The sequence below is a fragment of the candidate division KSB1 bacterium genome, from assembly GCA_034506395.1.
In the GTDB taxonomy this organism is placed as follows: domain Bacteria; phylum Zhuqueibacterota; class Zhuqueibacteria; order Thermofontimicrobiales; family Thermofontimicrobiaceae; genus Thermofontimicrobium.
Genome location: JAPDPQ010000003.1, coordinates 119818 through 140809, shown reverse-complemented (window position 1 = coordinate 140809; position 20992 = coordinate 119818). Strand labels below are relative to the sequence as shown.

14 protein-coding genes are annotated in these 20992 nt (G+C 47.6%); all 14 read left to right on the top strand.

The window, feature by feature from the left end:
* Positions 1–50 precede the first annotated feature (50 nt).
* The 14 genes from ONB37_02980 to ONB37_02915 all read left to right on the top strand — a co-directional run bounded on the left by ONB37_02980 (position 51) and on the right by ONB37_02915 (position 20679).
* Positions 51–3098: a DUF5060 domain-containing protein gene (locus ONB37_02980; GenBank protein ID MDZ7399110.1), complete on the top strand. Its 3048-nt coding sequence runs from the start codon at positions 51–53 to the stop codon at positions 3096–3098.
* 39 nt (positions 3099–3137) lie between these two features.
* Positions 3138–3971, top strand: coding sequence for an RraA family protein (locus tag ONB37_02975; GenBank protein MDZ7399109.1), 834 nt, complete (start codon positions 3138–3140; stop codon positions 3969–3971).
* Positions 3968–5386 carry a sialate O-acetylesterase gene (locus tag ONB37_02970; GenBank protein MDZ7399108.1) on the top strand — a complete coding sequence of 473 codons (1419 nt, stop codon included), beginning with the start codon at positions 3968–3970 and terminating at the stop codon, positions 5384–5386. The genes ONB37_02975 and ONB37_02970 overlap by 4 nt, the downstream gene beginning before the upstream one ends.
* A 207-nt stretch (positions 5387–5593) precedes the next feature.
* Positions 5594–6247, top strand: a complete 654-nt coding sequence (locus ONB37_02965) for a hypothetical protein (GenBank protein ID MDZ7399107.1) — start codon at positions 5594–5596, stop codon at positions 6245–6247.
* 119 nt (positions 6248–6366) lie between these two features.
* Positions 6367–8208, top strand: coding sequence for a Na+:solute symporter (locus ONB37_02960; protein ID MDZ7399106.1), 1842 nt, complete (start codon positions 6367–6369; stop codon positions 8206–8208).
* Between the two features lie 355 nt (positions 8209–8563).
* On the top strand, positions 8564–9997 hold the full coding sequence (locus ONB37_02955; GenBank protein MDZ7399105.1) for an MFS transporter: 1434 nt from the start codon (positions 8564–8566) through the stop codon (positions 9995–9997).
* A gap of 78 nt (positions 9998–10075) precedes the next feature.
* Positions 10076–11215: a DUF5009 domain-containing protein gene (locus ONB37_02950; GenBank protein ID MDZ7399104.1), complete on the top strand. Its 1140-nt coding sequence runs from the start codon at positions 10076–10078 to the stop codon at positions 11213–11215.
* A 186-nt stretch (positions 11216–11401) separates the two neighbouring features.
* Positions 11402–12403, top strand: a complete 1002-nt coding sequence (locus tag ONB37_02945; GenBank protein MDZ7399103.1) for a glycoside hydrolase family 130 protein — start codon at positions 11402–11404, stop codon at positions 12401–12403.
* Positions 12404–12734: 331 nt separating this feature from the next.
* The gene (locus tag ONB37_02940) at positions 12735–15590 is read left to right on the top strand and encodes a DUF5110 domain-containing protein (protein ID MDZ7399102.1); all 2856 of its coding nucleotides are present in this window, start codon (positions 12735–12737) and stop codon (positions 15588–15590) included.
* Between the two features lie 577 nt (positions 15591–16167).
* Positions 16168–17055 (top strand): dihydropteroate synthase, encoded by an 888-nt coding sequence (locus tag ONB37_02935; protein MDZ7399101.1) that lies wholly within the window; start codon positions 16168–16170, stop codon positions 17053–17055.
* A 205-nt stretch (positions 17056–17260) separates the two neighbouring features.
* Positions 17261–17716, top strand: coding sequence for a methylenetetrahydrofolate reductase C-terminal domain-containing protein (locus ONB37_02930; GenBank protein MDZ7399100.1), 456 nt, complete (start codon positions 17261–17263; stop codon positions 17714–17716).
* Positions 17694–18575, top strand: coding sequence for a methylenetetrahydrofolate reductase (locus ONB37_02925; GenBank protein ID MDZ7399099.1), 882 nt, complete (start codon positions 17694–17696; stop codon positions 18573–18575). The genes ONB37_02930 and ONB37_02925 overlap by 23 nt, the downstream gene beginning before the upstream one ends.
* Positions 18576–18778: 203 nt before the next feature.
* A complete protein-coding gene (locus tag ONB37_02920; protein MDZ7399098.1) occupies positions 18779–19444 on the top strand; it encodes a corrinoid protein in 666 nt (221 codons plus the stop codon).
* A gap of 119 nt (positions 19445–19563) precedes the next feature.
* Positions 19564–20679, top strand: a complete 1116-nt coding sequence (locus tag ONB37_02915) for a GDSL-type esterase/lipase family protein (protein ID MDZ7399097.1) — start codon at positions 19564–19566, stop codon at positions 20677–20679.
* The last annotated feature ends 313 nt before the right edge of the window (positions 20680–20992 follow it).

Sequence of the window (20992 nt, the reverse complement as noted above, 5' to 3'; positions counted from 1 at the left end):
CAAGATTTCCAATCAACTGAACTATTTCATTTCTCGGGTGAGTTATTGAAATGAGCAATCGATTCTATCGGAACGGAATAATCATGATCAGCTTGCTCCTTGTTCAGGTGGCAATGAGCCAAGCGGGTATTTGGGATTGGGAGGATGGCACGTTGCAAGGGTGGCGAGCGAAGCGGGAATTCAATGAGATCGGCGACACCCTGATGCTCAGCAACACAATGGAGCGAGCATTTCACGGCAGCCATTCAATGAAATGGCATATACAAGGTACCAAAATCGATATGTATTGGTATGCTGCGGTCGAAAATCCGCGTGTGAATCCTGGCGAAACGGTTTATTATCGGGTCTGGGTTCCGGCTGGGATGCCCATTAATGGTCTCAAGACATTTTTAAAGGATAATAACCGAAATTGGGTGGACGGCATCTGGTATGGCTATACTGGCCTGCAAAAGAACGCCTGGAACGAACTGACTATCCGAGTGCCCCAAACTGGAGCGTTTCCCATATTAGAGGTGGGATTGCAGGTGGTGGCTTCTGTCCAAACTGTGGACATCACCGTCTATTTGGATTATGTTGTCTGCGGCTTGCCCAATCCTCCGAGCGGGCTCACCGCGGTCGCTCGCAACCTTTCGGAGATCGCTCTGGATTGGAACGACAATACCGAGCCCAACTTCGCCTATTATAAAATTTATCGTGATACCGTATCAGACTTTGAAATCGGCCCCAAGACCTTTATCGATCGCACGACCAGTAGCGAATACCTCGACACTGGTCTGAAAGTTTACACGAAATACTATTACAAGTTGACAGCGGTAGATCTGGACGAAGATGAATCTTTGCCTTCTGCTCAGGTGAGCGCTACGACTTTCGATCCCAACGCGCCTCCAATCGTCAGCGTCAAGCAAGTGAATGCGACGACCGTTGGTTTGTATGAAAAGTTCGAAGCCATCCTCGATTTGAAAAACGCCGATTACCTCAATCCGTACAATCCCGAAGAAATCGATGTTCAAGCCAGTTTTATTGCTCCCTCGGGCAGACAATGGAAAATTTTCGGCTTTTATGATAATTATCAAAATCGCGACCAATGGAAGGTTCGTTTTGCGCCCAATGAAATTGGACTTTGGAATTACAAGATTCGAGCCACAGATAGAGATGGCACTGGACAAAGCCACAGCTATCAATTTATCGCTACAACTTCCCCTCATCATGGGTGGCTCCATGTTTCCCGAGAAAATCCCCACTATCTGGAGCATGATGACGGCACTTCGTTCTATGGTGTCGGCATTTATGTGGCATGGAATCTCACAGTAGATCGACTGGATCTTTTGCAGGTGAATGGGGCGAATAGCTATGGAATGTGGAATATCAATTATGGGGGCTATATTTCAAGCTATGGATTGATCGAGAACGAACTGGGCAAATACAATCAACCTAAATGTGGCCGAATCGATGAAATGCTAGAGATGTCTGAGCAGCGAGGGCTGTATGTGATGTTCTGCTTCTGGCCTCATGATCTGTTTTCGAACACGGTTTGGGCTCATCTTTGGGATCAAAACCCCTATCGGTTGATCTGCGATGTTAAGGATGTTTATCGGGATTCGTTGTGCTGGGAGTATCAAAAAAAGCAGTACCGATATCTGATTGCGCGATGGGGACATAGTCGGGCGCTGGGCATCTGGGAAATTATCAATGAAATCAACGGCACTGATGGCTGGGTGCACAGCCGTCCCAGTGATGCGCTGGCTTGGGTCAAAAAGGTCCACGATTATTTTCAAGAGCACGACCCTTATGGTCATCCCACGACCGCTTCGAAGAGCGGAGGCTATACCGATTATGAGCCGCTTTTGGCTGCTTATACCGATTTGCCCAACTTGCATTTCTATGAATACCAGGGATGGCCAGTGAGATCACTAGACAATTTGCTCTGGAGCAGCATCCAGAATTTCGCTTTTGCTGCCCAGCGCTTTTGGAACAGCTTTCCCAAACCTGCCATCATCGGCGAGGCTGGAGTGCTCTATGAGCTCCAGAAGCTTCCCAAAGCGCCGATTGCTTACCACAATGCCCTCTGGACCTGCCTCACCAATGGCCTAGCCATGACACCATTCTGGTGGAAACTGGATCAGGTCGATGCTTCGTTGTTGGCTCGAATGCGACCGTTTTCAAAATTTGTTGCAATGATCGATTTCAAGCGCGAGAGCAAAAAGCATTTCGAGTCATCAACCGAACAATATGATCTGTTCGGCATGCATGGGGATTCCACGGCATTCGGTTGGATCCGGGATCGCAAAGGGGGAAGGATCAACCGAAGCATCTATTCGTTTCCAGATGTGCTGAACTTCCAAAAGCCTATTTATAGAATCGATTATTATGATCCCTGGCTGGGGCAATGGTTCGCATCGCGTATTGCCACGGTCGCAAATGCTCAGATAATCGATAAGGTTCCGAAGGCCAGTGCCGACGTCCCAGACGTCGCTTTTCGTATCAGCTCTGGGGCTGGCGGGATCAATCCAGTCAGATTGCAATTGATGAGTTATGTCGATCAACTCGATAATTCACCCTCTAACCAGACAGATGTGATCTGTTACATCATTGACTCCAATGGAAAATTGTGCGAGAATGTAAACAGTGCTGTGTCTTTCGCATTGCAAGGCCCAGGGCAAATTAGCCATTCCCAAATCATGGCCATAAATGGAATCGCCACAATCCAATATCAGGCTGGAATCGATATCGGTGAGGCGCTGATCATCGCCTCGGCTCCGAGACTCCATTCCGATACATTAAAAATTGAAATAAAAAATTTGAGCAACATTAAAACTGAAACTCATAGCTTCCCTAATAGCTATTGGTTTGAGCAGAACTATCCCAATCCGTTCAATTCGGCGACGACGATCCGATATTTCGTCCCGACCTCTGGACTGGTGACGATTACCGTGTTTAATACCAGCGGCCAGGTGATTGCGAATTTGGTCGATCGGTTCCATACCGCTGGTGATTATGCGATCCAGTGGGACGCTAATGGAATTGCCTCAGGAATTTACTTCATTCGATTCAAGGCAGGTGCGTTCGAGCAAACACGAAAATGTTTGCTGTTGAGGTAAGATTAGCCGCTACATTTAATTTTTCAGGAGCAAAAGAGAATGAAAAAAGTGTTGCAATTTTTACAAGTTATTATTATGTTATCGCCCATGGCAGCGATGTCCCAGCAGAAGGAAAAAGGGGACCTGATCCGCGGGGCAAATTTTATTGAGACAAAAGTCTACTCTACTGAAGAAGATGCTCGAATTTTGAAGTTGTTCGAAGGGCTGCGCGTGGCGGATATCTCGGACGGGATGGATATGGTCGGCCTTCCAGGCGTGGGGCTGGTCGATTTTGCCATCCATGCAGCTTGGCTGGATCATGAAAATCTGTCACATCAAATTCGGGGCATCGCTGTGACGGCGCGCTATGTGCCGACGCAACGCCCAGATCGGCCCGCTGCGGGGGAAGATTTCTCGAAGTGGGAGAGCAATTTTTACAATCGCTATTCCAGCGAGGCATTTACCCAGTTGATCAGGCCAGGTACGGTAGTGGTGATCGATGACGTGGAGGAGAAAGATATCGGCTCGATCGGGTCGTTCAATATTTTAGCTTGGCATAAGCTGGGTGCCGTTGGCGTGGTAACGGATGCCGGTGCCCGAGATACCGATGAGATCGCCATTGAAAAAGTGCCATTGTATTTGCGCAAAAAAGGTCGCGGCATCCGACCAGGGAGGAATGAACTGGAATCAGTTAACCGGCCGATAGTGATCGGTGGCGTGCTGGTCTGTCCTGGAGATGTGATTGTGGCTGATAGCGACGGCGTGATTGTGGTGCCCCGTGCAGTAGCCGAGCAAGTTGCAAAATACGCCAGAGAAATTTTGGATAAAGATAAGGCGGGACGAAAAAATCTATATGAGAGCATCGGAAAACCTTTGGACAGGACGGTGAAATGAGACAATTCATGAAGAATTGCGGTGTTTTTTTCTTGGGGCTGGCAATCCGTCTATTGCTGCCGGTAACGGCGAGCGGGAATGTTTTTCTGCCTGCTATTTTTGGGGATCACATGGTCTTGCAACAGCAATCGGAAATAACGATTTGGGGCTGGGCCAGAGCTTTGGAGCCCATCACGATTATCGCCAGTTGGGATCGACAACCGATTCAAACCAAGGCAGATAATCACGCCAATTGGCAAGTGAAACTGAAAACCCCGAAGGCAGGAGGACCTTATAACCTGATCGTTATCGGGAACAACACGATTGTATTGCAGGATATTATGATTGGTGAGGTTTGGCTGTGTTCTGGGCAATCCAATATGGAGTGGTCGGCGAATGCTGGGATTGACGATGGATCGAAGGAAATTCAGCAAGCCAATTATCCAAACATTCGGTTTTTTCAGGTTGGACATCGAACGGCGACGAGCCGACAATTGGATGTCTTTGGTCAGTGGGAGCTTTGCACGCCCCAGACCATGGCTAACTTCAGCGCCATAGCTTATTTCTTCGGTCGCGAATTGCATCAGCAGCTTGATGTACCGATTGGTTTGATCAATAGCAGTTGGGGCGGTACCCCGGCTGAAACATGGATGAATCCAGAGCTGATCAATAAAGATGCCCAATTTGCCCAAGCGGCATCCCGATTTAAGCCAGTAGCTTGGTGTCCGATGGAACCAGGTGCTGCATACCATGCCATGATCGCTCCGTTGATACCCATCGTGATCGCTGGAGTGATCTGGTATCAGGGCGAGACGAATACTTTGAATCCCATCGAATATCGCCGGCTGTTTCCAGCTCTAATCGATAGTTGGAGAAAGGAATGGCAGCGGGATTTTCCATTTTATTATGTTCAGATTGCCCCTTACAATTACGGTCCCCAGCCGAAAGGCGTGCTGCTGCGCGAGGCGCAATTGCTGAGTCTTTCCGTTCCCAATACTGGTATGGTGGTGGTCAGTGATATCGGGAACATTAATGACATCCATCCCAGAAATAAGCGAGATGTAGGACGCCGACTGGCGAATTGGGCGTTAGCGAAAAGCTATGGTTACAAGGACATTGCATATTCTGGGCCGATCTATCGGAGTATGGTTGTTGAGGGCGATAAAATTCGTATCTTTTTTGATCATGCGGAAAAGGGACTGGTGTGTAAGGGCGAAAAATTGACCCATTTTCAAATCGCAGGCAAGGATAGCGTTTTCGTCGAGGCTGAGGCAAAAATCGATGGCAGCACCGTTGTGGTTAGATCGCCCAAAGTGAAGAAGCCTGTTGCTGTTCGATTTGGATGGAGCAACACTGCTGAACCGAATTTATTCAATGCGGACGGACTCCCAGCCTCGTGCTTTCGGACCGATGATTGGCCGATTCAATTGGAATAGCTGGTTTGCTTTTGCATTCTAATTATCGTCCCGGTTGTTGCAGGCATCTCTTCAAACCAATTCAAAGGGATTCATCGAGCAAAATCACCTTTCAAATTTTTTTTTCCGTGTTATGCCTGGGAATTGGTATCTTTCCAAGTCCCTGCAAACACATCTCATTTATCGCAGGTTTGATAGAAGCGTTGAAGTATCTTAAGAGGCAAAATCATGAAGCACAGAAACAGCGAGATGAGTTCGAACGCGATACGTTCGATTGCCTGGGGCGCAATCGCAGCAATAATCGCTATGCTGATGACTTGCGCGCATCAAAAGCCGCAAGTTACCGTCTCTCAGTATCGTTTTATTCTGAACGATGAAAGTTATCGGATTCGCTCGATTCAATCCACCGAGAAGTCGAACTCGTACAATGAGGTCATTGGAGATCGATTTTTAGCGGTTGATTATGACCAGGATGGGGTACTCGAGTCGGTTGTGCTTGGCGACGTGAGTTTGAATGAAGCCCAGAAGGTGTATGATTATGGTTTAAACAGCCTATTTCAAGCTAATAAATTGAGGGTCCGAGAGCCGGATTACAGTCGCTATGTGCAGGAGAAGGATCATTTGCAATTTGAGATCAGAAGTTTTCGACCGAGCCATGAAGCCCCGTTCAATCAATTCAGGATCACCAATGTTCGAACCCTCGTACCAGCGGAGGTGCTGGTGTTTATCGATTACAATGCGGATGGGGTGCTGGATGAAGTGCTAAAAGGCGAAGCATCTTTAGAGCAATATCAATCCCGCTACCAAGAGATGATCCAAATTGGATTGGAGCATGGCGAGTTGGTTAAGCTCAATGGCCTGATTTTGGTGAAAGAGAAATAAAAACGCAATTGAAATAGAATGGGCCTTGCACAAAAAAACTGGATTTCTCACGCAAATTGAGATGGTCCCAAGCTACTGGTTTGACGGAAAAAAGCAAGCGGATTTGAAAGGAATCGATCATGAAGTTAAGCTGGCTGGATGTGGCAATCATCTTTGGTTATCTGGTCTTGACAGTATTTATTGGTGCGCTATTAACCCGCCGCGCTTCAAAAGGGCTAGCTTCTTATTTCTTAGCGGATAAAGGGCTGCCATTTTGGGTGCTCGGTGTTTCAAACGCCTCTGGCATGTTCGATATCACAGGTACCATGTGGCTGGTGTATGTGACGTTTGTTTATGGGCTGAAAGGCGCTTTTATCCCCTGGCTCTGGCCGGTGTTCAATCAGATCTTCTTGATGGTTTATATCTCTAAATGGATGCGACGTTCCAACGTCATGACTGGGGCGGAGTGGATTAGCACGCGCTTTGGTTACGGGAAAGGCGCCTCTTTAGCGCATATTATTGTGGTGATCTTTGCCCTGGTGAGTGTCATCGGTTTCATCGCTTATGATTTCGCCGGGGTGGGCAAATTTGCTACCACGTTCCTGCCGTGGAAATTTTCCGAGGATCCCGTCGCCAATGCCAACTGGTACGCGACCAGCTTAATGTTGATCACTGCCATTTATGTCGTGGCTGGTGGAATGTACAGTGTGGTAGTGACCGAGTTGCTGCAGTTTATGGTGATGACTATTTCGTGCATCGGTGTTGCCCTGATCGCAATATCGCAAACTACGCCAGCACAGATTTCTGCCGCTGTCCCAACGGGCTGGAAGGACCTGTTTTTTGGCTGGCATCTGAACCTCGATTGGTCTGGCCTTATTGAGGCGGTCAATACAAAAATTGCCGATGATGGCTACTCGCTTTTCACAATCTTCTTGATGATGGTGATCTTCAAAGGGATATTAGTGAGCATGGCGGGCCCAGCCCCCAATTATGATATGCAACGGGTATTGGCCACGCGAAGCCCTAAAGAAGCTTCCAAGATGAGCTGGTTTGTTTCAATCTGCTTATTTCCCACCCGATACCTTATGATCACAGGCATTGCAGTTTTGGCACTGGTGTTTTTCAGCGCCGAACTCAGGAAAATGGGACCTGGCATCGATTTCGAGCAAATTCTGCCTTATACGCTTTCGAATTTCATCCCGATGGGGCTTCTGGGATTGATCCTGGCTGGATTGTTAGCGGCGTTTATGTCCACCTTTGCTGCCACAGTGAACGCTGCGCCGGCGTACGTGGTAAATGATATTTACAAGCGCTACATCAATCCCAATGCCAGCCGACGGACGTTGATTACCATGAGTTATTTCGTCTCCTTTGCATTTGTTGTGGTCGGAATCTTTTTCGGGTTTCATGCCAAAGACATCAACCAGGTTACGCAATGGATTGTTTCTGCGCTGTGGGGTGGTTACACTGCTGCCAATGTGCTGAAGTGGTATTGGTGGCGCTTCAACGGCTATGGCTATTTCTGGGGTATGGCGACCGGCATCGCGGCGGCCCTCATCTTATCCAAGTTCCCTGGCCTATATCTTTGGATCTATCCAGAAATTGTGCCCAATCTCTATGCGCTGTACTCATTCCCAGTTATCCTGGTATTATCTCTTGTTGGATGCTTGCTCGGCACATTCTTCTCTAAGCCAGAGGACGAAGAGGTTCTGATCAATTTTTATCGCCAGGTACGGCCCTGGGGCTTCTGGAAACCGATTCATCAGAAGGTTCTGGCCCAAGATCCTAATTTCAAGTCCGATGCGAATTTCAAATTGGACCTATTTAATGTCATCATCGGCACGATCTGGCAGACCTCGTTGGTGGTCATCCCGATTTATATCGTGCTCAGGGAAAAACTTCCGTTCTTCGAGGCTGCGGTCGTATTGGTGATCACTTCGCTGATCCTCAAAAAGACTTGGTGGAATAAATTGACGGATTAGGGCAAATTGGCGATTTCAGCTGCCTTACAAGTTGTGAGACATCCCCTAATTCACGACGAAAAAGCGATCACTTAACCAATGGGGCGCGACCAGAGGAAGGTTCGGAGTTTATGGATAATAGCCAGCTTACTCTTTTAATCGAATTGCCACGCTACCAATTTCACGGATAAAGCTGGAAGGATCAAATTCAGCAACATCCGAATTGTTCTCTCCTTGCCTTCCATAGCAGGAAAGGTGTGAATAATAGCATTCGATTTAATTGAATGTCCGAAAGCAAAAAATAACTTGGAATCGTTTTGCGGATCAAACGGTTCGGTGGTTCAGTTTGGGACTGTTCGAAAATGAAGGAGTGGATATGCGCTTACCAACTCAAAAGCTTACATTCTGGGAAAAAATATGCTACGGCTTTGGCGATCTGGCTTCGGTGTTGTATTGGCAGACGTTTATGTTGTACTTTACTTTTTTTTACACGGATGTTTTTCTGATCCCGGCTAGCGTGGCAGCCACCATGTTTCTGATTAGCCGCATATGGGACGGTATCAATGATCCGATCATGGGTATGATTGCCGATCGGACCAAGACGCGCTGGGGTAAATTTCGTCCATATTTGCTCTGGCTCTGCGTTCCGTTCGCTGTCGTGGGCGTGCTCACCTTCACTGTGCCAAGCTTGGGTCCGACTGGAAAAATCATCTGGGCGTATGTGACATTTAATTTGATCATGATGTTATACACCGCCATTAATATCCCCTACACCGCGCTATTAGGCGTGATTTCAGCCGACTCGCTCGAACGTACCACTGTCTCATCAGTAAAATTTCTGTTTGCATTTTCGGCAGGGATTATCGTCTCAGCGACGCTGTTGCCCATGGTAAAAGCGCTTGGGCATAATCCTTCTTTGAATCAGATTTTCGGCCCCCCCAGCGACGCCAGAGGCTGGCAGGCCTCGTTCATCATATACGGCATGATGGCTGTTATTTTCTTTTTGATTACTTTTTTGGGAACGCGCGAGCGGGTCCAGCCGCCGAAAAATCAGCGCTCATCGGTCAAACAAGATTTGTATGAATTGATCACCAATCAGCCCTGGCTTATTTTGCTCGCTATTACGATTACATTCATCCTGTTCGTTGCCGTTCGCAGCAGCGTGACTGTGCACTATTTTAAATATGTCATTGGGACGCAAGAGCTTCGTCTACCGTTTTTGGAATCTCGCAATTACGGGTTTGAGGAAATCACCTCTGCCTTTAATACTGTGGGTCAGATTTCAGCTTTCATCGGCGTTTTAGGGGTCAGTTGGGTGGCGAAGTTGCTCGGCAAGAAGCGCGCGTTCCTGTTATTGTTCGCTATTGCCATTGTCAGCACGGCAGCGTTCTACTTTTTGACCGCGAAACAGTTGGGATTGATCTTCTTGTTTCAGATCTTGGGTTCCATGACCGGCGGGCCGCTCAGCGTCTTATTATGGGCCATGTATGCAGATACGGCGGATTATGGCGAATGGAAGCGCGGCCGCCGCACCACCGGCCTTGTGTTCTCCGCTTCCACCATGACCCAGAAGATCGGATGGGCGTTCGGCGCTTTCGTGGCGCTCAGTCTCATGTCCCGGGTGGGATTCGAGCCGAATCAAGCCCAATCGCCAGAGAGTATCAGAGGCTTGCGCCTCCTGTTCAGCTTGATCCCAGCAGGCCTCGGTCTGCTTGCATTTGGCCTGATGTGGTTGTATCAACTGGATGAGGACAAAATGAAAGCCATCGGTGCCGAGTTGATTGAGCGGCGACAGGCCAGAGGGGAATAGGCAACTGAAAAATTCAAACTGATGGGAGAGAGTATCATTTCATCCGATAATAAACCATGAGATTGGTGGGAGGAAAAAATGATCAAATCTGAACAGCCGATGCTTGTGGAAACTGATTCGAATCCGATTTCTCAACGCCACATCTCTGTGGATGTGTTACGTGGATTCACCATGTTTTGGATCGTTGGCGGGGATAGCTTTTTCCGTGCCTTGTTTCAATGGATCGGCGGCTGGCCTGAAAAACATTTGATCCCCCAGTTGGATCACGCTGTTTGGGAAGGTTTCCATTTTTTTGACCTCATCTTTCCGCTATTTGAATTCGTGGTGGGCATGTCCATCGTCTTTTCACTGCAAAAAATATTGGAGCAACAGGGCAAAAATGCGGCCTATCGGCGAGTGATAAAACGAGCCGTGCTGTTGTATCTATTGGGCATCATCTATTACGGCGGCATCAGCAATGGGGTGGAAGGGATCCGTCTGTTGGGCGTGTTGCAGCGACTGGCAATCACCTATCTATTCGCCTCTATTCTGTTCATCCATTTCCGCTGGCGGGGAATGGTCATCGCCTTTGCAGCGCTGCTCATCAGTTATTGGGCCTGGTTATCATTTATCCCCGTCCCTGAATTTGGAGAGGTCTCATTTGCTGAGGGAAAGAACTGGGCGAACTGGGTGGATATGAAATATCTGCCATTTTTCAAATGGGATGGCAAATGGGATCCCGAGGGATTGTTGAGCACGCTGCCTGCCATTGGGAGCTGTCTGTTGGGCGTCTTTGCCTCGTTGTTGTTGTTGAACAAAAATCTTACCCAATTGAAAAAAGCCTATTATTTCATCGGCGGCGGAATCGCCATGCTGGTGCTTGGTTATCTCTGGGGACTGCAATTTCCAATTATCAAGAAAATCTGGACCTCGAGCTATGTGCTGGTCGGCGGTGGCTACTGTTTTGTTCTACTCGGGTTGTTCTATTGGATTTTGGACATGCGGGGCTGGAAAAAATGGGCAACGCCGTTCGTCTGGTTGGGCATGAACCCGATCACCATCTACATGGTCTGGAACATCATGAATTTTTACCAGTTGGCAGAGCGGATCGTCAGTGTTCCTTCCCGCTGCTTCTGGGGCGAGAAAGTCGGCTTTTTCCTGGTAGCGTCCATGACGCTGATTTTGGTGTTGGCCTTCGTACGGTTTTTATATAATCGAAAAATTTTCTTGAGACTTTAGTCATAACAAATGCCTTTCTTGAAAGGGCTGAATATTGGGAGAAAGCTCTTAACCAAACAGATGTCAAGCTATGATTAAGCAGTTGACTGATGTGGATTGAGCGAGCCAAATGTTCAAAGTCAATGCATTATTCTTGGCAATCGTTCAAACGGTGGATGTAAGAATTTAATTCTAAAGGGAGACAACATGAAAACCAACACGATCATTGGTAAACCATTACCCAACATACCCTGGCAGGATCGGCCGAAGGGAAGCTCAGATATCATGTGGCGCTACGATAAAAATCCAGTGGTTGGGAGGCGACCAATCAAGGTGGCGGATCGGATTTTTAACAGTGCCATCATTCCCTACCAAGGCGAATTCATCGGTGTGTTTCGCGCGGATCACAAGAACGGCTATCCCAATCTACATCTGGGTTTCAGCAATGACGGAATTCACTGGCAAATTGAAGAGGACATCATCCATTTTCAGAACGAGGACGGCACGCCGGCCAAACCGATCCTATATGGCTATGACCCGCGATTGGTGGAAATTGAGGGCACTTACTACATCACCTGGTGCAATTATTTTCATGGACCAACGATCGGCATCGCCAGAACCAAAGATTTTAAGACATTTGTCCAGCTTGAGAATGCTTTTTTGCCCTATAATCGGAATGGGGTCCTTTTTCCGAGAAAGATCAATGGCAATTATGTGATGCTCAATCGGCCCAGCGACAATGGGCATACCCCGTTCGGCGATATTTATTTGAGCCAAAGCCCAGACATGACTTATTGGGGCAAACATCGTCTTGTCATGAAGGCTGGTCATTATTGGTGGCGCAGCCTCAAAATCGGCGCTGGTCCGATCCCGATTGAGACTACTGAAGGCTGGTTATTGATCTATCACGGTGTCTGCCTCACTTGTACTGGCTATATTTATAGCATCGGGGCTGCGTTGCTGGACATCGATGATCCCTCGCGCGTCATTGTCGATTGCGAAAATTATCTACTGACCCCTGAGGAACCCTACGAGACGGTAGGATTCGTGCCTAGCGTGACCTTCCCCTGCGCCACCTTGCAGGATGCTGATACAGGCCGAATTGCGATTTTCTACGGAGCGGCCGACACCTATTGCGCACTGGCGTTTGCCCAGGTAGATGAGTTGATCGATTATATTAAATCGCATCCAGCCAGACCATTGCCATAGTTGGGGTGCGAACAAAGTCCTGCAAAATGGAATCTATTCACCCTATGAATAGAAACCAATTCCCTTGCCGGAAGACAAGCAACTCAAGACGGGTTGTTGATTAAAACAAAAGAGACTATCGCATTTGTAAGGTTAGTACTGGTCTATGTGGGATGAGGGTAGGGAGGCGATGAATGGGTGAAATGGAGTCGCCTCCTAAACCATTATTTGCTGGACTTCTGCGAAAGACTTTCATCATCATTGCAAAACAATAGAGGATCAGATATCTGCCGAGATAATTAGAGTGTCTTTCTGGCATGATGTTAGGACGAATCCATTTGAACAAAAGCTTATGAGCTCTCCATTACAAAACCTAAAGAGATCTCTTTCGCTAATAACGATGATGGGGATCATTTTTCAAAATAGCCTCTCCGCTTACCAGAAACAAACTGACGGAGTGCTTTTTGAATTTCTTAAGAAGAAGCCAACCGATGCGCAATGGCTAAAAATTCAAGTTTGTGATGCGAATATCATTCGGGTATTGGCATCCCCAAATCGTTCATTTTCTGCCCGCCCCAGTCTAATGGTCACGAAGACAACTTGGGATCCTGTGATCTGGTCTATCAAAGATAAAGGGGTTTGGACGGAAATTTCAACCACGGACCTGATCGTTCAGGTGCATCGACGGACTGGGGCAGTTGCATTTTATGATAGGAACGGCCGCTTGTTGCTCAAAGAAACGTCTCAGGGTGGCAAAATTATTACCCCAGCAGAGGTGCTTGGCGAACAGACGTTTCACATTCAGCAACTCTTCGATTCGCATAATGATGAAGCATTCTACGGCCTTGGTCAGCACCAGAATGGCGTCATGAATTACAAGGGCCACGACGTTGATTTATGGCAATGCAACATCGTGGCTGTGGTTCCATTCCTAGTATCCAGTCGAGGGTATGGTGTTCTGTGGGATAATAACTCTCGGACCAAATTTGGAGATATTCGGGAGTTTCAATCGCTTGCGACGCTGAAATTATATGGCAGCGATGGCAGTTTTGGAGTTTTGACTGCCGAGTATTTTCACGATCGAAATTTCGAATCGCGATACACTTCGCGGCCAGAATCGAGGATTGAGCATGAATTTATCGATGTTAATGATCCCTTTCCAGATGGATTTCATGAGAACGTGAAAAGCGTACGTTGGAGCGGCTCGATTGAATGTCATGAAACAGGGGTTCATAAGTTTCGGCTTTATTGTTCTGGTTATACAAAAATGTGGCTCAATGGCGAGCTGGTGGTGGATTCGTGGCGTCAGAACTGGCTGCCGTGGACCCATCTGCTCAAATTGGATATGAAACCTGGGGAGCGCTATGCGATCAAGATCGAATGGATTCCCGATGGAGGGTTCATCGGTTTGAAATGCCTCGGCCCAGAAGAAAAAATATACCAGCAGCGCCTGTCGCTTTACTCTGAGGTGGCGGATCAAATTGACTATTATTTTATCCATGGCGATAATTTGGATGAGGTGATTGCTGGTTATAGAGAAATTACAGGTCAGGCGCCAATGATGCCCAAATGGGCGATGGGCCTCTGGCAATGCCGCGAGCGGTATCGGACCCAGGACGAGTTGCTCTCGGTTGTCCGCGAGTTTCGCCAGCGCGGGATCCCGCTGGACAATATCGTGCAGGATTGGTTTTATTGGCCTGAGGACCAATGGGGCAGCCACGAGTTTGATCCTTCCCGCTACCCAGATCCAGTGGGGATGATCGATGAATTGCATCATCGCCTGAACGCTCATATCATGATCTCGGTCTGGCCTAAATTCTACGTTGGGACGGAGCATTACAATCAATTCAAAAACGCTGGCTGGCTTTATATGAGAAACGTCGAGCAGGGTCAACGGGATTGGGTGGGTCCTGGGTATCTTTCGACATTTTATGATCCCTATTCAGAAGGGGCGCGGGAGTTATATTGGCGCCAGATCAATGACAAGTTGTTCTCCAAGGGGATCGATGCCTGGTGGCTGGATTGTACGGAACCAGATATCCAATCCAATTTGTCGCGGGAGGAGACCATTTTGCGCCAAGGCCCGACGGCTCTGGGCAGCGCGGCTCGCTATCTGAATACTTATTCGCTGATGAACGCGAAAGGCATCTACGAGCATCAGCGCCAGACGAAACCAGATCAGCGAGCGTTTATCCTTACCCGTTCAGCGTTCGCTGGTCAACAGCGCTATGCTGCCGCAACCTGGAGCGGCGATGTGGCAGCCCGTTGGTACGACCTGAAAGTCCAGATCCCGGCTGGATTAAATTTCTGCCTTTCTGGTATTCCTTATTGGACCACGGATATTGGCGGCTTTGCAGTGGAGCCGCGGTTTGAACGCCCCAACGAGGCGGATCTCGAAGAGTGGCGCGAACTGATGACTCGTTGGTTTCAGTTTGGCGCATTTTGCCCGATTTTTCGCGTGCACGGCCAATTTCCTTATCGCGAAATATTCCATGTCGCACCGGAGGATCACCTTGCCTATCAATCCATGCTGGCTTATGATAAGCTACGCTATCGGCTCATGCCTTATGTTTACTCGCTGGCAGGCATGGTTACCCATCAGCATTACACCATAATGCGCGCCTTGATCATGGATTTCCAAAATGATCCAAATGTGCTAAATATTGGCGATCAATTTATGTTCGGGCCTGCTTTGTTAGTTAATCCAATTACTGAATATCATGCCAGGTCGCGTCGCGTATATCTCCCTGCTGGAACAGGTTGGTACGAGCTGAAGTCTGGTCGCTATTTCAAAGGAGGTCAGACCATAACGGCGGACGCTCCGTATACAGATATCCCTATTTTTGTCAGGGCTGGCTCGATTTTGCCGTGCGGTCCAGAAATTCAATACGCCATGGAAAAGCCGGCAGAGCCAATTCGGCTGTTTGTTTATGCAGGAGCAGATGGTTCGTTTACGCTTTATGAGGACGAGGGCATTAACTACAAATATGAGCTCGGCCAATTCGCCATCATCCCATTTCGTTATCATGAACAAAAACGAGCTTTGTACGTCGGCCAGCGGCAAGGGGATTTCCCTGGGATGCTGCAAAAACGGACTTTCGAGATCGTTTTTATCCAGCCGCAAAAACCGGTTGGCTTGAATTTTCAGATCATACCGGATGTAACAGTTTTATATGACGGCAACGAAAAGGCGATTGTTCTTCAGTAATCTTTGAAAGCAAATATCGGATCAGAGAGCGGCTGTCCCTTATGGTCAGCAGCCATATTGAAGTCCCATTTGCATAGAACATAACATCATCCAAAATCCTATCCCAGGTCGATTTTGACCGACTTGTAAATTATCAGCTATCAAATGTGCGGCAATCTTGGTGATTGGATAACGAAGAAAATTTGCAGGTGATGTCAATTGTCCAATCAGGTAAAGGGCTAACACGCCAAAATTATGATATGATAAAATTCGATCTCTCTTAGCATTGGCTATGCAATGAAAATCGAATTTTCGCTTGCATTGGCGCGAAATTTATATTATATTACTCCCCCAAAAAAGTCAGCCGTCCTATTCATCACAGCACCCCTGTGAAATCGTTACTTCATACCAGCGTATTAATGAATGGCATGAGAAGGATCGCCATCCAGCCGATGATTTCTTCTGACACGGCGAAAACGAACATCAAAGGGCAATCCTGAAACAGACGCTCATGGGGTCGTGCCAAGAGTGGATGATTTTTTATATTATTGAGCTTGTTGGACTGGATGAACTGTAGGAGCAGGATGAATTGAAATAAATGGAGGTAAATTCAATGGGCATCTCGGGACTAACAATTATTGGTGAGTCTATTAATGACTCCGTGCCATCCACTCATGAGTTATTTGAGGCGAACAATATTGACGGGATTGTAGAGCTGGCGAAGTTTCAAGCGGAACGAGGCGCTGCCTACATCGATGTCAATGTTGGACCACGCACACCAGAGTTTATGGCAAATGTTGTTAAAAAAATCCAGGAGCAGGTCACAGTCCCTCTATCAATTGACACCCCAGATCCAGATATCGCCGCAGCAGGTTTAAAAGCTTATAATCCCGATCGCGCTGGCAATCGGATGCCCATCCTCAATTCGATCTCCGAAGCGCGACTGGAAATGTTCGATCTTTTCGCCATCCAACCGTTTATCCCGATTTTGTTATTGACGGAAGGAAGGGACGAGTCTGGCGAAGTGGTGATGAATCAAACTGCCGAACAAATCTATGCGACAGCAAAATCCATCGTGAAAATCGCTCGGGAACGGATCAAAAACGTAACCAATAATCAGCTTATTCTTGATCCTGGGATTATGCCCATTGGTAGCGATTCTAAAGGGTATTTCAAACGGCTGATGAAAGTGCTCGAATTGATCCATCAGGATCCAGATTTCGCTGAGATCAACATTTCAGTGGGATTGAGCAATTTCACGGCCATGTTACCATCGAAGAAACCGGATGGATCGCCAGTGAAAGGTCCTCTGGAGAGCGCATTTCTGACCATGGCGATGCCGTTAGGGTTGAATTTCATCGTTGGCTCAGTGAAACGCAAATATGCGCTGCTCCCGGATGATGATCCTGCCATGCAATGTCTAAAGGATGTGCTTCGTATGGATGGGGTGGAGGTGATCATGAGAGTCATGATGTATTTTTCATGATCCGATCAAAAAGGCATAATCGGAGAGCATCGAGATCACAAATGGAGTGCGTGTCTCATAGCCTGGGAAATATCGCGGAGGAGAATCTGATAGTTTTTTGAAATTCATTTGAGGTGATCAGAAAATTGGAATAGGTTTAACAGGCCTTGATTCAGATCCAAAATGATGCATGTGATCAAAATTTTAGTTAAAGGGAACGAAATTGTTGAGCGATTTGGTGACATTCAACAAGCCGGCGATTTCGGCACGGGAGCGGAGATTTTCCCGCCTGATGTTGTTGTTTGAAAGTACGATCAAAGTGCCACTCTTCCATTGCCAACACTGCGGCGAGTGCATTCTCTCCTCGACCGCGTTTATTTGTTGTCAAAATTGTCCCAAGCGGCTTCGGAATGGCCCTTGCGGTGGAACTGGGGAGGATGGCTCGTGCGAAGTTTATCCAGAGCGAAAGTGCGTCTGGTATCGTATCTATCATCGATCTCGGCGATTTCGGCGTCTCAGCTTATTGTACAAAGTCAACAAAATTCATAATTGGAATTTAGAGGGGACCTCGGCATGGCTGAACGTTTTCAGGAAGCGGATCGCGGGTCCCATTTGGTTGGTTCGAAACGATCGGCAGAAAGTGAGGGAGATTATTGGGCATGACGTTGAGGCAGAAGATTGAGTCGGGTCAATTTGTCTGGTGCGGTGAGATTGGTCCGCCACAGAGCTGCGATGGGGACGTGATTCGGAACAAGGCCCAATACTTCAAAGGCTATGTCGATGCCGTGAATATCACGGATAATCAGACGGCGATTGTCCGGTTATCGAGCATCGCCTCAGCCAAGATTCTTCTCGATGAGGGTGTGGAGCCGATCATTCAGATGACTTGCCGAGATCGCAACCGATTAGCCATCCAAAGCGATCTTTTGGGTGCGGCTGCCTTGGGCATCTCCAACGTGCTCTGCCTGACTGGCGATCATCAGACCTTTGGCGATCAACCAGAAGCCCGGGGCGTATTCGATCTCGATTCCATCCAACTGGTCGCCACGGTAGCCAAGCTGAATCGCGGTTTTCTCCTATCTGGCCTTGAGATGAAGAAGACGACCGATTTTCTCATCGGCGCTGCCGCTAATCCCTTTGCGCAGCCGTTCGAAATGAGGCTTATCCGTCTGTTCAAAAAAATCGAAGCTGGCGCTCGTTTCATCCAGACTCAACCAGTTTTTGATTTAGAACTGTTTTCTAAATGGATGGATCGGGTAGTAGAGATGGGGCTCCATAAACGAGCTGCAATTTTGGCTGGAGTCATGCCAGTGAAATCGGCCAAAGCTTTGCTTTATATGAAGCAGGAGGTCCCTGGAGTCAAGATCAGTGATGAATATGTCGAGCGAATGAATCAAGCGAGCGACCCCAAAGAAGAAGGGATACAGATCGCTGTGGAAATTATCCAGACGTTGAGAACGATCGAAGGAGTTCGGGGCATCCATTTGATGCCTGTGATGTGGGAGAGCATTACGCCGACTATCATTCAGCAGGTCAAATAGAAGGCCTTTGGATATTGAACATGACGGAAATTTCTGACTTTGAATTTCGCTGATTTATTAGCCGATAAATTCACCTATTGGACGAATAGAGCGAATCATTTTGAGGAGAATTATTGCGCTACTAACTTTGTCTTTGATTTAAAATTTTAATTATTGATTTGCTCCAAGCAGTCCAGTTGTGTTAAAAGGTAGGGAGAACGAATATGGAAGACATCGTCGAAAAGATTGCATTATGTGTAGCTAAGGGAAAAGTTTCTCGATCCGCCTGGTTCCCGCCGGATATGAAAGATCAGGATGGCGCGGACGAGTTAGCTGCCCAAGCCATTAAAGAAGGGATTGAGCCGTTCGTCCTATTAGAGGCCTGTATGAGGGGCATGGATCGCGTTGGCAAGGAGTTCAGCGAAGGAAAAGCGTTTGTCACCAATCTCATCATTTCTGGCGAGGCCATGAATGCGGTACTCAAACATATCCGTCCTTTTATCGAGTCCTCTCAGGTGAAACATAAGGGCACATTCGTCATAGGAACTGTCGCTGGAGATCTCCACGATATTGGCAAAAATCTCGTCTCAATGATGATCCGTGGCGGTGGATTTGAGGTGATCGATCTCGGAGTGGATGTGCCGACCCATAAATTTTTGGAAGCGATTTCACAGCACCCAGGGTGTTCTGTTGGCCTCTCGGCTTTGTTAACCACCACGATGCCCAATATGGCGAATAGCGTCAAGGCCATCAAAGAAAGATATCCTGAAATAAAAGTGCTGGTAGGCGGGGCTCCGATCACGCAGGAATTCTGCGATCGCATCGGCGCAGACTTTTATTCCCCCAATCCCCATGAGGCGGTTGAATTTTTGAATCGGTGGGTAAAATGATTATGTGAGGTAAATGGTCCGATATCAATTTAAAAAAGTTCCTTCCGCCTCTATAATTGAAAGAAATGGCGCAGTAGAGGTGTTCTGAATCAATGAGAGACCAATTTGGAGAAAAAGTCTTGAAAAGAAGACCGAGCTTGATAATCGTTGTCTCATCCATGGCTTTGCTTGTTGTTTGTTATCAAAATATTTTATCAGCATCTCAAAATTTTTATGCTGCTAATCATCCAAATATCCGTTATGTTGGCCGCATCGATTTTACCGAGCCCCAAAAGCCTAAACTCAGCGGTGCCGGAGCGTACTTTCAGGTGAAATTTAAGGGCCGATCTTGCGCGCTTCTGCTGGAGGATCAAGGCTTGTGGGGCAATCACGGATATCTTGCAGTCGAACTGGATGGCCAGTATCTGGGGAGAATTAAGGTTACGAACACTCAAACAGAATACACTGTGGTTCAGGATATTAGCGCTGGGGAGCACTCGCTCCTGGTTTGCAAGGCCACCGAGTCGCAGACCGGCTACATTGCTTTGGCAGGCATCCGTTGTGAGGCGCTGTTGCCCATAACGGATAAGCTGCAACATAAAATCGAGTTCATCGGCAATTCCATCACTTGCGGCATGGGGCTGGATACGGAAACAGTGTCTTGTGACTCTGGAACTTGGTATGATCAACACAACGCTTATTTGGCATATGGACCGCAGGTCGCGCGAGCTTTAAATGCCGATTGGTTGCTTAGCTCGGTTTCGGGCATTGGCATCTGCCGCAATTGGAATTCTCCAGGGCCAACCATGCCCGATGTTTATCAAAATTTGTATCTCAACAAGGATTCATCTTTTGCTTGGAACGATAGTACGTTCATTCCTGATTTGATCTCGATCTGCCTGGGTACCAATGATTTTTCCGATGGGGATGGTTCGTATCAACGAGCCGAGCTTGATTCAGCGACGTTTGTCAATAGCTACATTCAGTTCATTCAAATGATCCGAAAACGCTATCCCAAAGCACGGATTTGCTGCCTGAGCAGCCCGGCCATTGCACCAGAGAAAGGGCGCAAATTGTGCAGCTATTTGACTGCCATTGCTCAACATTTCCATGACAGCATGAACAATGATAAAATCCATCTATTCTTTTTCTCGCGTCCGTATGGCAAAGGCTGTACAGGGCATCCGGACCGAAAAGAACATCAGATGATGGCCGAGGAATTGCTGCCGTTCTATCGTCAAGTGGTGGGATGGTAATAGGCATTTATGCGTTCAGCTAAAATTTGCTTTGTCCTGGTTCGTTTTGTGTCGGAAACAGGTTCGCTAAAAACGGCAAGATAACTTTGCTTAGCGGGCAAATGTTGCCGCGCTGGAGAACTTGAAATGCATTTTTACCTCTGGCAACTCTTCAATATATTCCTGCAAATTCTCTAAACCAGTCATTCCGAGCGAAGCGAGGAATCTGTTCAGTTAATTGATCTCGTGAGAAATAAAGATTCCTCACTTCGCTGCGCCGCGCTCGGAGTGACTCAAAGATTTTGATCCTTCAGAAATCTAAGCACTTTACAGT